Here is a 13,347-nt window from a genome sequence, read left to right as displayed (position 1 = left end):
TTAAATTCAATTAAATTATGGAAATGCAACAATTTTATTACGATAATAAAATCGTAAAAAAATTCATTTACGCCACACTACTATGGGGAATTGTAGGTTTCTCGGTAGGTTTACTTTTGGCCTTAATGTTTTTATTCCCAAATATTACCGACGGAATCTCGTGGTTAAGTTTTGGTCGTTTACGCCCATTACATACCAATGCGGTAATTTTTGCCTTTGTAGGAAACGCTATTTATGCAGGGGTTTATTATTCGTTACAACGATTGTTAAAAACACGTATGGCGAGTGATTTTTTAAGTAATTTTAATTTTTGGGGATGGCAGTTAATTATTGTAGCAGCCGCAATCACACTTCCACTAGGATACACAAGTTCGAAAGAATATGCAGAGTTAGAGTGGCCAATTGATATTGCAATAGCTTTAGTTTGGGTCGCTTTTGGTGCTAATATGATTTGGACAGTTTTACAAAGAAGACAACGCCATTTATATGTTGCCATTTGGTTTTATTTAGGAACCTTTGTAACCGTTGCAGTATTACACATATTTAATAGTTTAGCATTACCAGTTGGGTTTTTAAAGTCTTACTCTGTATATGCAGGAGTGCAAGATGCTTTAGTGCAATGGTGGTATGGGCATAATGCCGTGGCATTTTTCTTAACAACGCCGTTTTTAGGATTAATGTATTACTTTGTTCCAAAAGCAGCAAACAGACCAGTATACTCATACCGATTATCAATCGTTCACTTTTGGTCGTTAATATTTATTTATATCTGGGCAGGACCTCACCATTTACTATATACAGCATTACCAACTTGGGCTCAAAATTTAGGAGTTGCATTTTCTATCATGTTACTTGCTCCATCATGGGGAGGTATGATAAATGGATTATTAACACTTCGAGGAGCATGGGATAAGGTTCGCACCGACCCTGTTTTAAAATTCTTTGTTGTTGCAATTACAGGTTATGGTATGGCAACTTTTGAAGGGCCAATGTTATCGTTAAAAAATGTGAATGCCATTGCACACTTTAGTGATTGGATTATAGCACACGTACACGTTGGTGCCTTAGCATGGAACGGGTTTTTTACCTTTGGGATGATTTATTGGATGGTTCCAAAATTATTTAAAACAAAATTATATTCTACAGCATTAGCAAATTTCCATTTCTGGATTGGTACCTTAGGTATTATTATGTATGCATTACCAATGTACGTAGCAGGTTTTGTACAAGCATCAATGTGGAAGCAATTTAATCCAGACGGAACATTAGCGTATGGTAATTTCTTAGAAACCGTAAATGAAATTATACCAATGTATTGGATGCGTGCTATTGGAGGTAGTATGTTTATTGTAGGAGCATTTGTAATGTTGTATAACATGATTCGTACTGTAAAATCTGGTAGTAATGTTACTGATGATTTAGCCGAAGCAGCACCATTAACTAAGGTATCTAAGCACAGAACAAAAGGTGAAGGATGGCATACTTGGTTAGAAAGAAAACCAGTAAAATTAACTATTTACGCTACTATTGCTATTTTAATAGGAGGAGTTGTACAAATTGTACCAACACTATTAGTAAAATCTAACATTCCAACCATATCAAGTGTAAAACCATATTCTCCGTTAGAGTTAGAAGGGCGTGATATTTATATTAGAGAAGGATGTGTAGGATGTCATTCACAAATGGTACGACCATTTAGAAGTGAAGTTGAACGATATGGTGAATACTCTAAAGCAGGCGAATTTGTATATGACCATCCATTTTTATGGGGGAGTAAGCGTACAGGGCCAGATTTACATAGGGTAGGAAGTAAATACTCTGATAGTTGGCACTTAAACCACATGTATGATCCGCAAAGTACCTCACCAGGTTCTATAATGCCAGCATACCAATGGTTGGTAAGAAGTAAACTAGATAAAAGCAATACAGAAGATAAAATGAAAGCCATGGTTTCTTTGGGTGTTCCTTATTCTGATGAAGAAATAGCAGCAGCGCAAGCTAGTATGAATGAGCAAGGAGCTAAAATTCAAGAAAATTTACATCAAGATCCTGATTTTGCTAAAAATTATGCTTCAGATAAGAAGTATGCCGAAGAAAATGGACAAGATTTTATCGAAATGAAAGACAGAGAAATCGTTGCCTTAATAGCATATTTACAACGATTAGGTACCGATATTAAAGTAAAAGATGTTCAAAAACAATTAAGTACTAAAAATTAAAAGGTCATGTTAAAATTCGTAAAAAACCATATGGAGAGTATTACAGGTATAGAAATATATCCTATGATCTCACTAACAATATTCTTTACCTTTTTTATGGTGTTGTTTTGGTGGGTGTTTACAGCCAAAAAAGAATATATAAGCAAGGTAAGTAGTTTACCTTTAAATGATTAAAATGAAATTATTATGAAAAAATATATTCAATCAATAGTATCTTTTCTTTTTGTTTTTTCAATGCCATTTATTTTGGCGGCGGCGTTTAAAGCATATAAAGAGCCATTTAATTTTTTAGAAACTCCTATAGTTTGGTTAATAGCCATAGGTTTTGGTTTAGTAGTACTTTTAAAAGAGGTATTATCTAACACAGTTGTAAATAAAGCAAATACATTAATGCCTAAAAACTATACTAGACTTCAGGCTATTATTTCGTTTTTATTTACCTTTTTAACACCTTTTGTATTAGCAAAAGCGATTAATTCGTATGCAAATCCATATAATTTTTTAGAAACACCGTTGGTTTGGATCGGTCTTATTGCCTTCGGATTGGTAATTTTAGCAAAAGAAGTGTTAACCATTACCGGAGTTAAAAAAGTTGAAGAAGCTGAAATGGTAAAAGCAGGAATAAATCCTGATGAAGTTGATCAATGGAGCTGGGCTAAAACATTAATAGCTAAATGGACAGAAGCAAAAGCTATTGAGCAAGAAGAAGAAATTGTATTAGACCATAATTATGACGGAATTAAAGAGTTAGATAATAACTTACCGCCATGGTGGGTGTATATGTTCTACGGAACAATAATCTTTGCAGTAGTATATTTAGTGCGATTTGAAGTTTTAGATGGCTATACACAAGAAATGGAATATGCACAATCTGTAGCACAGGCTAAAAAAGAATTAGCAGCTTTTAAATCTACTTCAAAAGAAGCTATTATTGATGCAGAAACAGTAACACTTTTAACTTCAGAAAGTGATTTAAAAAGAGGTAAAGCTGTTTATAATTTAAACTGTGCTGCTTGTCACATTGGTGATGGAGGTGGAGGTATCGGTCCTAATTTAACCGATAAATATTGGTTGTTAGGTGGCGGACTTAAAAACGTATTTGCAACCATTACCAATGGAGGTAGAGACGGAAAAGGAATGGTTGCTTGGGGTAAAACTTTAAAACCAAAAGACATACAAAAAGTAGCAAGTTATATTATGTCTATGCAAGGTACCACACCAGCAAACCCAAAACCACCACAAGGTGAGTTATATGGAGATGAGGTACAGGTAAAAGAAGTTACACAAGCAAAAGATAGTTTACAATAGTATTTGGTTTTAATAGTTAATAGCAATGGAAACACCCAAGAACGAACAATTTAGAGATAGTATTGGTACCATCAACAATGAAGGTAAGCGTGCTTGGGTGTATCCTAAAAAGCCAAGTGGACGATTTTATAAATACAGATCGTATGTTAGTTATTTTTTGTTATTAATTTTACTATCAGCACCTTTTATAAAAATTGATGGAAACCAATTTTTATTATTCAATGTTATAGAGCGTAAGTTTAATATTTTCGGATTTCCTTTTTGGCCACAAGATTTTCATTTATTAGTGGTTTCAATGATTGTAGGTGTCGTGTTTATTATTCTTTTTACCGTAGTTTTTGGACGAATTTTTTGCGGATGGATTTGCCCCCAAACCATCTTTTTAGAAATGGTTTTTAGAAAAATAGAATATTGGATTGATGGTGATAGAGGAAAACAAATCCGTTTAGAAAAACAGCCTTGGAATGCCGAAAAAATTAAGAAACGAGTTTTAAAATGGTTTATCTTTTTTATTATCTCATTTTTAATAGCAAACGTTTTTTTGGCTTACCTAATAGGTGGAGATGTTTTAATTACTTACATAACAGGTAATCCGTTTGATAATATTAATACCTTAATATCATTGTTAATCTTTACCGGAGTTTTCTATTTCATATTTGCTTGGTTTCGAGAGCAAGTATGTATAATTGCTTGTCCTTATGGTCGTTTACAAGGGGTTTTACTAGATAACAAAACAATTAATGTAGCATATGACCATGTGCGTGGTGAAGGAAAAGAAGGAAGAGCGAAGTTTAATAAAAAGGAAGATAGAGCTACAAGTGGAAAAGGAGATTGTATTGATTGTTTTCAATGTGTAAATGTGTGTCCTACAGGAATTGATATTCGTAATGGAACACAGTTAGAGTGTGTAAATTGTACTGCTTGTATTGATGAGTGTGACCATATTATGGAAAAAGTAGGTTTCCCTAAAGGTTTAATTCGTTTTGCAAGTGAAGAAAATATTGAAAAGAAAGCTCCTTTTAAATTTACAGCTAGAATGAAAGGATATTCAGCTGTTTTAGGAATTTTAATAGCAGTTTTAATAGGAATGTTGTTTTTAAGAAATGATGTTGAAGCAACAATATTACGATTGCCAGGGCAATTATATCAGCATAAAGAAAACGGAATTATTAGCAATATATACACGTATAAAGTAATTAATAAAACAACCAAACAAATTGATGATGTAAGTTATAAGTTGTTGTCTCATAAAGGGAAAATAGAAACAGTAACGCATCAAAATTTTGAAGTACCAAAACAAGGATTGGCAGAAGGAACTTTATTTGTAGAGTTACATCAATCAGAAATGAAAAAAGAAAAAGTAAACCTTAAAATAGGAGTGTATAGTGGTAATAAATTAATAGAAACTACTAAAACCAATTTTTTAGGGCCAAGAAGTTATCGATAAATAATTTGTCATTACGAGGAAGCATGACGAAGTAATCTCATAATAAATTAGCAGATTACTTTATTTTATTAACAATGACACAAAAATAAATAAAATGAAACTAAACTGGGGCACGGGCATAGTAATCGCAATTATTGCATTTATGAGTTTTATAATGTATTTCGTTATATCAATGAGTACAGGTAAAAACTATAATCATGATTTGGTTACCGAAAAATATTATCAACAAGAATTAACATACCAAAACAGCATTAATGCAACAAGGAATGCTAAAGAATTAGAAGAAAATATTAAAATTAAAAGAGTTGCAGGAGGTTTAAAAGTTTATTTTCCTGCAATCTTTAAACCAGAAAATGTTAAAGGAAAAGTGTTCCTATACAGACCATCTAATAAGCAATTAGATTTTGAAATTCCTATTTCAATCTCTAATACATATTTGCTCGTGCCTGAGAAACGTTTGTTAGGTGGTCGTTGGAACATTAAAGTTTCTTGGAGCTACGAAAATACAGCATATTTATATCAGAAAGAACTAAATTATTAAAATGTTCTTATCAGCTCTTATATTTGGATTACTAGGTAGCTTTCATTGTATCGGTATGTGCGGGCCAATCGCATTTATGTTACCAGTTGATAGAAGTAATAGCATAAAACAGTTTTTTCAAATTTTTAGCTATCATTTAGGTAGGCTTTTTACTTATAGTTTAATTGGATTATTATTTGGTTTTTTAGGAAAAGGATTTTATTTTTTCGGATTTCAACAACAACTCTCAATTGTAGTAGGAATTTTAATGATTCTAACGATTATTTTACCTAAAGCTTTTAAAAAATATAACTTTTCAAAATCAATTAATAAATTGGTAATGAAAGTAAAATCAGCTTTAGGAAAAGAGCTTAAAAAGAAAGGAAATGATACTTTTTTTACTATTGGTTTTTTAAATGGTTTACTTCCTTGTGGCTTAGTGTATATGGCTATTTTTGGCGCTTTGGCAACAGCAAATACTTTTTCAGGAAGTTTGTATATGTTTGTTTTCGGGTTGGGTACAATTCCGTTAATGACTGTGGTTGTTTATATGGGGAATTTTGCCAATGGATTGGTGAGAAAAAGAATTCAACAAACAATTCCATATGTAGTAATTTTTATAGGTATTTTATTTGTTTTAAGAGGTTTGGGTTTAGGTATTCCTTATATATCACCTATACCAGTTACAAATTTAGTAACTTCGGTAAAGGGTTGTCATTAAGAGTATTAAATGATATTAATCATGTTTTTTATGAATAGTTTCTAGTAACTTTATGCTATAAGTTAAACCTAAATAAATCATATTCTATGAAAAAAATTATAGTTCCTGTCGATTTTTCAATTTATTCAGAAAATGCATTACAAACTGCCGCATTTATGGCAAAACAAAATAATGCAGAAATAGTGGTAGTACACATGCTTGAGCTTTCACATGCGTTAATAAATCAATCAGAAAGTGAAAGTCAGCAAGAAATGATTTTTTATTTAAAATTAGCTGAACGAAAGTTTAATGATTTTTTACAAAAAGACTATTTATCACCATTAAAAGTAACACCAATAATTAAACATTTTAAAATATTTAGTGAACTAGATGAATTAGCTAAAGAAGAGAAAGCCGATTTAATTATTATGGGGTCAAAAGGAACCAGTGGCTTACAAGAAATGTTTATAGGTTCTAATACCGAAAAAGTAATTCGTTATGCGAATGTACCAGTGTTAGTTGTTAAAGAAGATAAAATTACTAAAAAGGTTGAAAATGTTGTTTTTGCTTGTGATTTTACCCAAGATGATATAGCTCCTTATATAAGAGCAAAAGCTTTATTTAAAAAATTAGATTGTAATTTACAATTAGTATATGTAAATACACCAACATCAAAATTTAAAAACAGCAAAGAGATTAAAGAAAAAATGAAAGCGTTTTTTAAAAATGTAAATGAAGATGTTAGTAGTATCAAAAATGTTAAAGTCGTTGCTGATTATAGTGTAGAAAAAGGCGTTTTATATTATGCAGATGAAAGCAAGGCCGATATTATAGCAGTAGCAACTCATGGCAGAAAAGGTATTTCACATTTTTTTGAAGGAAGTATTTCAGAAGATATTGCAAATCATAGTAAATTGCCTATAATTTCATTTAAAATATAATTCATAAATATTAAAAAATTAAAAGACTCGATACCAATAAGTATCGAGTCTTTTGTTTTACAAAAAAGTTAAAATTATTTACCTTCTTTACTTTTTATATTGCTTACAAATTTTTGTAAACGTTTTCCGTAATTAGAGTTTTTAACTTTATCTGATAAACTATTATTAATGGTATCTAATAACATAATATTAGCATCATACAATTCAGACAAAGCAATGTATGGAGCGGCTTCACTATCAGCATTAGCAATAGCAAAGTTTGTTGAAAATAAAAAACGACGACGAATCATTTTTTTATAATCAACTTCTAATTGCTTTAATAATTCTTCATCTTTTGCCTTACGAGCTTCAAGATCTTTTTTAAGAAACTCTAAACGTTGGTCTTTAAATTTACGATCAATATCTCGAAATTTATCCATCACTTCTTGATTTTTAGATCCTTTTATTTCAGGTTTAAAACCAAATTCTTCAATATTATCGTTAATTGTAATCTCTCCTTCTTCTCCAAAAAACATTAAACTTTTTTCATTTGTATTTCCATCAAAAGTTAGGTAATACATTTCAGGAGATGTTACATTATCAGTTAAAATAAACTTATCATCACCTAATAAAGTCATAGAGTCTACCGATACTAATACAGTATCTTTCATCTTTTGAAGGTATAAGTTACCTTTTTTTAAACCTTTAATTTGACCTTTAACAATCATGTTTCCTTCTTTTTTAGAAGAACAAGCGAAAGCTAATATTGAAAACGCACAAATAGCGATAAGTTTTTTCATGTTATTTAAAATTTAGAGTTGCAAATATGCAGATTTCTCTTATAATGTAGCCGATAATTCCATTAAAATTGTACACAAAATTGCTCCATAGGTACCAACAACATAACCAAAAACTGCTAATAATACACCAACTGTAGCTAATGAAGGGTGGAAGGCAGCAGCAACAACAGGGGCAGAAGCAGCTGCACCTACATTTGCTTGGCTACCTACAGCTAAGAAGAAATAAGGGGCTTTGATTAATTTTGCAACTAATATTAACAAACCTGCATGAATACCCATCCAAACAATACCAATTATAAGTAAACCTGGATTGTCAAAAATTGTTGTTAAATCCATCTTCATACCTATGGTAGCGACTAAAATATAAATAAAAACACTACCAATTTTGCTAGCACCAGCTCCTTCATAATTTTTAACTTTTGTAAACGATAATGCAATTCCGATAAGAGTAGCTATGGTAACCATCCAAAAGAATTTTGAAGAAAAAGATGATAAGGATGATGTTCTATCAGCAACGGCATCAAAGTTGGTAATTAAATAACTTGATATATTGTCTGCGCCAAAATGAGCGATACCAACAGCACTAAAGGCTATAGAAAGAATAATTATCAAATCAGTTAAAGAGGGTATACGTGTTACGTTTTCAGTAAATTTTGAAACCCTATTTTTTAATTTTTCTATAGCAGTAGTATCTGCATTTAACCATTTATTTATTTTTTTGTTTTTACCAATACCAATTAATAAAATAGCCATCCAAATATTACCAACAATAATATCCACGAGTACCATTTTACCGTAATTAGCAGGGTTATATTGATAAATTTCGAGCATTGCAGCTTGATTAGCTCCACCACCAATCCAACTTCCAGCAAGTGTTGATAACCCCCTCCATACAGCATCAAATCCAGCACCGCCAACAGTTTCAGGAGAAAATAATGAGATTAATAAAATAGCAATTGGCCCTCCTATAATTATACCTATGGTACCTGTAAAAAACATAATTAATGCTTTAGGCCCTAAATTAAAAATTGCTTTTAAGTCGATGCTCAAAGTCATTAAAACTAATGATGCTGGTAAAAAATATCTACTAGCAATAAAATAAGTTTGCGTTTTCTCAGCAGAAATAAACCCCAATGAGTTAAAAACGGATGGGATTAAATAACACATTAAAACTCCTGGAACAATTTTATAAAATTTGTACCAAAAACCATCGGTTTTAGATTCTGTATAAAATACAAATCCTAATGAAAACATTAGAATTCCAAAAACAATTGCATCATTTGTAAAAGTAGGTGCTGTCATTTAATTTAGTTTTATTGCTAAAATAGCTTTTTATTTCTTTTTACGGTGATCTGTATTTATTGCTATACCTAAAAGTAGTCTATCAAAACTACCTCCATTATTTACACCTATTTTTTGATACCCAATTTTTAGTTTTGTAGCCTTTGAAATTTTGTATTGAAAGCCAGCTCCTAACCAGTTTTGATTGTATGCTTCATCATCAAAATCAAAAAATATTTCATTGTACAAATAAGTACTCCAATTATGGCTTAAAGGATAACTTAACCCAATTTGATAACGAATAAAATGTGCAGTTGTAGCATTAAAAAAACGTTGTTCAGCTCTAAAACGGTGCGCAAAACCTAATTTGTTTGCCTTGTGTTTTATATTAAAATCTTCATAAATTCGGTGTTCGTTTACGTTACCTCCCTCAAGACCAAAAGAACTATCGGTGTTTAAATAGGCATATCCTAAAGTAGCACTTAAATTATTGTTTATTTTATAATTACCGCCTAAACGACCAATAAATTGCTGCATATCATCTCCAATTTCAAAAAAACGAAAATGAGCCATTGTTTTTAAGCTAAATTTATCTGAAACTTGGTGTGAACCATTATACATATACCAAGCACCTAATTCGGTTTGCGAATTTTTTTGCGCAATACTTTTTAAAGAGCATAAAAAAATAAGTATTAAAAGCGTTTTTTTCATTTAAGTAGTGGTTTTTAAAATTAAAATTTGTTAAATTTTTTATTTGAAAAAATCCCCCACATAAGTAGGAGATTTTATTTTTAATAGCTGTCAAAAATACTTAATTTAAAGAAAAGTTAGTTGTTTTTTTAAATGGAGAAATTTCAATTTTTTCAACAGTCGATTTATATTTTGTCCAGTCTTCTTCGAAAAAAGTGTTTACCTTTTTTAAAGTTTCATTAAAAGAAGTTTTAAACTGATTTACTAATTGTTTTTCAGTTTCGGTTTGTACACCAAATCGACTACCTACATACCAACGTGCGGTACCAAAACGATTACTTACTGTAACTTCTGGGTTTCTAGTAATTCCTTGACGTTTATCTATTTTACCTAAATACATCGCAATTAAAACGTCAATTTTTTTAATGATTTCTTTAGATGATTTTATAGCTTCTTTATACTTTTTTTTGTCTTCTTTGGTAAATTTAGATTTTAAAGAACTAGCAGTGTTTTTGCTTTCTACTAATTGTTTTACAATAGTTGCCATTTTTTCTTGATAGGTTTCAAGCTCTTTACTAGCATTGTATTTTTGATTGATAGCTTCGTTTGAAATTTGTAATCTAGGATCAAATTCAACCTTAATATTTTGTTCAGAAACCACATCTCCAAAAGTCATTTTTAATTTATAAATTCCTGGTTTTACAGTTACACCACCAGGTTCTCTACGTTGTTTTCTAATACGTCTTGAAGCTCTAGTAACTCCTTTTTCTCTTAAATACCACGTAGTTTTGTGTAACCCGTTTTCTTTAGGAGTTTTAAATTTTAGAGTTCTTATTTTTCTTATTCCGTCAAAAATTTCTAATTTAATTGAGTCGTGTTTGATTTTTTCCTCTATTTTTTTAGAGTTCTCGGCTACGCTCGAACTGACATCTTTTTTCTTACCTCTTTTTTCTTGCTTCTTTTTCGCAGGTTTATTGATATAGTAAGAAATAATTGCACCACGTCTTCTGTTTTCACCTTGATACATTGCGTCTGCACCAAACCTACTTCCTGTTGGTTGTTGACTTGCAGCTTGATAAGTAGTTGGTGGCGCAAACAAGGTTAATTTTTGATTGGTAACATTACTTTTAGCCATAGCACGCAGTGGGCGAATGTCATCTAACACCCAAGCAGCTCTACCAAAAGTACCAATTACTAAATCGTTTTCACGAGGATGAATTACTAAATCTTTTACAGGAACGGTAGGAAAACCATTGGTCCATTTAGTCCATTTTTCACCAGCATTTAAAGAAATGTATAATCCGTCATCGGTTCCTAAAAACAATAAATTTTCATTTTTAGGATCTTCAATAATACAAAGCGTATAGCTTTCTACATCATTCTTATCAACAATACGTTGCCATGTTTTTCCGTAATCTTTAGTTCTGTATGCATACGGTTCGTAGTTAAAACGTCTGTAATCGTTGGCAACTAAAAGTGCTTCACCTTTATTTTTATTAGATGCTTTTATTTGTGTAATCCAAGAGTTTTTAGGTAAGTCTTTAATGTTGTTAGCAACGTTTGTCCAAATTGCACCACCATTTTTTGTGATGTGCACTTGTCCGTCATCAGTAGCAGCCCATAAAACATCTTTTTCAAGCGGAGTTGGTTCAATCACCAAAACGGTACAGTGATTCTCAGCACCAGTAGCATCCATGGTTAAACCACCACTTTCGGCTTGTTTTAATTTTGCTGGATTGTTGGTTGATAAATCAGGCGAAATCACCTCCCAAGTTAATCCTTTATCTGTCGATTTGTGCACAAATTGACTTCCAAAGTAAATGGTTGAGTTATCAAAAGGATCAATATTAATGGCCGAGTTCCAGTTAAAACGTAATTTTACATTCGCATCTTTATGTGTTGGTTTTACGTTGTAATTATTTCCTGTTTTATAATCGTAACGAGAAACCGAACCTTGCTGACTCATCGTCCATCCATAACGCGAATCATCTTTATCAGGAACCACATCAAAACCATCACCAAAACTAATTTCTTGCCAGTAGCTATTTCTAATTCCTTGTGCTTTCCAAACATAAGCAGGCCCGCGCCAAGAACCGTTGTCTTGCATTCCGCCATAAACGTTATATGGATATTCATTATCAACATTGATATGATAAAATTGTGCAACCGGAAGATTACCAATAAAACGCCAAGATTTACCGCCATCTTTGGTAATATTTAATCCACCATCATTACCATCAATCATGAATTTTCCGTTCTTCGGATGAATCCACCACGCATGATGATCAGGATGCACTCCGTTATCAACACCATAAGCAGGCATTAATTGTTTGAATGATTTTCCGCCATCTTGTGAAACATTGATGTAAGTAAAAACCGTATACAATCTATTTTCATTTTGTGGATCTACGTAAATTTCAGAATAATAAAAAGGACGATTTCCAATACCAGGCTTATCGTTAATTTTTTTCCATTTAAATCCTCCGTCTTCACTTTTGTAAAGCGCATTCTTTTTAGCTTCCACTAAAGCATAAATTACTTCAGGATTGTTAGGAGCAATGGCAACACCAATTCTACCTAATTCTCCTTTAGGGAAACCATCTTTTTCGGTAATTCGCTTCCAGTTTTCACCACCATCGTGTGTAATGTACATTCCACTTCCTTTTCCACCAGACTTAAAAAACCAAGGATCCCGTTTGTGTTCCCACATGGCAGCAATTAATTTATTAGGGTTTGACGGATCCATTATTAAATCGGCCGCTCCGGTTTTTATATTATTGAATAAAATTTGTTTCCAAGTTTTTCCGCCATCAATAGTTTTATAAACACCACGTTCTTTATGCTCACCCCAAGGCGAACCAATTGCGCCAACATACACAATATCTGGATTTGTAGGATGAATAATAACTCTATGAATATGACGTGTTTTTTCTAATCCCATCGCTTTCCAAGTTTTACCAGCGTCTAACGATTTGTAAATTCCGAAACCACCGTTTAAACTATTTCTTGGGTTTCCTTCACCAGTTCCTGCCCAGATAACGCTTGGGTTTGATTGCTGAATGGCAACGGCACCAATAGATGCTGTTAGTTCTTTTTCGAAAATAGGTTTCCATTTAATTCCGCCCGAAGTAGATTTCCAAATTCCGCCTGATGCTGTACCAACGTACATTATTTCGGGATTTGTTTCTACAACATCAATAGCAGTTACACGTCCGCTCATTCCACCCGGGCCAATGTTTCTTGGTTTCATGTTTTTTACCATTTCCATAGAAAATTCTTGAGAAAATAGGAGTGTAGTTGTCAGTAAAAACACGATTGAAAATATTCTTTTCATTATAGTTGATTTGTTTTTGCAGAACAAGTTACAAAATAGAAAACCACTCAATAATTCATTGAATGGTTTTAACATATTATTAAGAAATTATTTCTTTCAGATTATCATAAGTTTTGACTAATTATTAA

Annotated in this window: 11 protein-coding genes; 7 read left to right on the top strand and 4 right to left on the bottom strand. The window is 31.8% G+C overall.

The window, feature by feature from the left end; translation table 11 throughout:
* Nucleotides 1-17 precede the first annotated feature (17 nt).
* From ccoN to BA195_RS08575, 7 genes are all read left to right on the top strand, one after another.
* Entirely contained in the window at nt 18-2,219 is a 2,202-nt protein-coding gene (ccoN, locus tag BA195_RS08600; protein WP_068704482.1) for a cytochrome-c oxidase, cbb3-type subunit I, read from the top strand.
* A 6-nt stretch (nt 2,220-2,225) separates the two neighbouring features.
* A complete protein-coding gene (locus BA195_RS14205; RefSeq protein WP_084443140.1) occupies nt 2,226-2,393 on the top strand; it encodes a cytochrome C oxidase subunit IV in 168 nt (55 codons plus the stop codon).
* 12 nt (nt 2,394-2,405) lie between these two features.
* On the top strand, nt 2,406-3,527 hold the full coding sequence (locus BA195_RS08595; protein WP_245662337.1) for a cbb3-type cytochrome c oxidase N-terminal domain-containing protein: 1,122 nt from the start codon (nt 2,406-2,408) through the stop codon (nt 3,525-3,527).
* 25 nt (nt 3,528-3,552) lie between these two features.
* The gene (gene ccoG, locus BA195_RS08590) at nt 3,553-4,974 is read left to right on the top strand and encodes a cytochrome c oxidase accessory protein CcoG (RefSeq protein WP_068704480.1); all 1,422 of its coding nucleotides are present in this window, start codon (nt 3,553-3,555) and stop codon (nt 4,972-4,974) included.
* A gap of 94 nt (nt 4,975-5,068) precedes the next feature.
* On the top strand, nt 5,069-5,515 hold the full coding sequence (locus tag BA195_RS08585; protein WP_068704478.1) for a FixH family protein: 447 nt from the start codon (nt 5,069-5,071) through the stop codon (nt 5,513-5,515).
* Nucleotide 5,516: 1 nt separating this feature from the next.
* Nucleotides 5,517-6,215 carry a sulfite exporter TauE/SafE family protein gene (locus BA195_RS08580; RefSeq protein ID WP_068704476.1) on the top strand — a complete coding sequence of 233 codons (699 nt, stop codon included), beginning with the start codon at nt 5,517-5,519 and terminating at the stop codon, nt 6,213-6,215.
* Between the two features lie 86 nt (nt 6,216-6,301).
* The gene (locus BA195_RS08575) at nt 6,302-7,135 is read left to right on the top strand and encodes a universal stress protein (protein ID WP_068704474.1); all 834 of its coding nucleotides are present in this window, start codon (nt 6,302-6,304) and stop codon (nt 7,133-7,135) included.
* A gap of 74 nt (nt 7,136-7,209) precedes the next feature.
* Here the strand turns inward: BA195_RS08575 and BA195_RS08570 are convergent, their stop codons facing one another.
* The 4 genes from BA195_RS08570 to BA195_RS08555 form a co-directional block, all read right to left on the bottom strand.
* Nucleotides 7,210-7,914, bottom strand: a complete 705-nt coding sequence (locus BA195_RS08570) for a DUF4369 domain-containing protein (RefSeq protein ID WP_068704472.1) — start codon at nt 7,912-7,914, stop codon at nt 7,210-7,212.
* A 39-nt stretch (nt 7,915-7,953) separates the two neighbouring features.
* Nucleotides 7,954-9,216 carry a DUF819 family protein gene (locus BA195_RS08565; protein ID WP_068704470.1) on the bottom strand — a complete coding sequence of 421 codons (1,263 nt, stop codon included), beginning with the start codon at nt 9,214-9,216 and terminating at the stop codon, nt 7,954-7,956.
* A gap of 30 nt (nt 9,217-9,246) precedes the next feature.
* A complete protein-coding gene (locus BA195_RS08560) occupies nt 9,247-9,906 on the bottom strand; it encodes a DUF2490 domain-containing protein (protein WP_068704468.1) in 660 nt (219 codons plus the stop codon).
* A 100-nt stretch (nt 9,907-10,006) separates the two neighbouring features.
* Nucleotides 10,007-13,219, bottom strand: coding sequence for a WD40/YVTN/BNR-like repeat-containing protein (locus BA195_RS08555; protein WP_068704466.1), 3,213 nt, complete (start codon nt 13,217-13,219; stop codon nt 10,007-10,009).
* Between the last annotated feature and the right edge of the window lie 128 nt (nt 13,220-13,347).

Source organism: Tenacibaculum soleae (genome assembly GCF_001693415.1).
GTDB lineage: Bacteria > Bacteroidota > Bacteroidia > Flavobacteriales > Flavobacteriaceae > Polaribacter > Polaribacter soleae.
Note: the sequence above shows the minus strand (reverse complement) of the source record. Positions and strands in the feature narration are given on the sequence as shown.

Bases quoted from the DNA above. Each gene is read 5' to 3' on its own strand.
- ccoN (WP_068704482.1), top strand. From the start codon at position 18: ATGGAAATGCAACAATTTTATTACGATAATAAAATCGTAAAAAAATTC.
- BA195_RS14205 (WP_084443140.1), top strand. From the start codon at position 2,226: ATGTTAAAATTCGTAAAAAACCATATGGAGAGTATTACAGGTATAGAA.
- BA195_RS08595 (WP_245662337.1), top strand. From the start codon at position 2,406: ATGAAAAAATATATTCAATCAATAGTATCTTTTCTTTTTGTTTTTTCA.
- ccoG (WP_068704480.1), top strand. From the start codon at position 3,553: ATGGAAACACCCAAGAACGAACAATTTAGAGATAGTATTGGTACCATC.
- BA195_RS08585 (WP_068704478.1), top strand. From the start codon at position 5,069: ATGAAACTAAACTGGGGCACGGGCATAGTAATCGCAATTATTGCATTT.
- BA195_RS08580 (WP_068704476.1), top strand. From the start codon at position 5,517: ATGTTCTTATCAGCTCTTATATTTGGATTACTAGGTAGCTTTCATTGT.
- BA195_RS08575 (WP_068704474.1), top strand. From the start codon at position 6,302: ATGAAAAAAATTATAGTTCCTGTCGATTTTTCAATTTATTCAGAAAAT.
- BA195_RS08570 (WP_068704472.1), bottom strand. From the start codon at position 7,914: ATGAAAAAACTTATCGCTATTTGTGCGTTTTCAATATTAGCTTTCGCT.
- BA195_RS08565 (WP_068704470.1), bottom strand. From the start codon at position 9,216: ATGACAGCACCTACTTTTACAAATGATGCAATTGTTTTTGGAATTCTA.
- BA195_RS08560 (WP_068704468.1), bottom strand. From the start codon at position 9,906: ATGAAAAAAACGCTTTTAATACTTATTTTTTTATGCTCTTTAAAAAGT.
- BA195_RS08555 (WP_068704466.1), bottom strand. From the start codon at position 13,219: ATGAAAAGAATATTTTCAATCGTGTTTTTACTGACAACTACACTCCTA.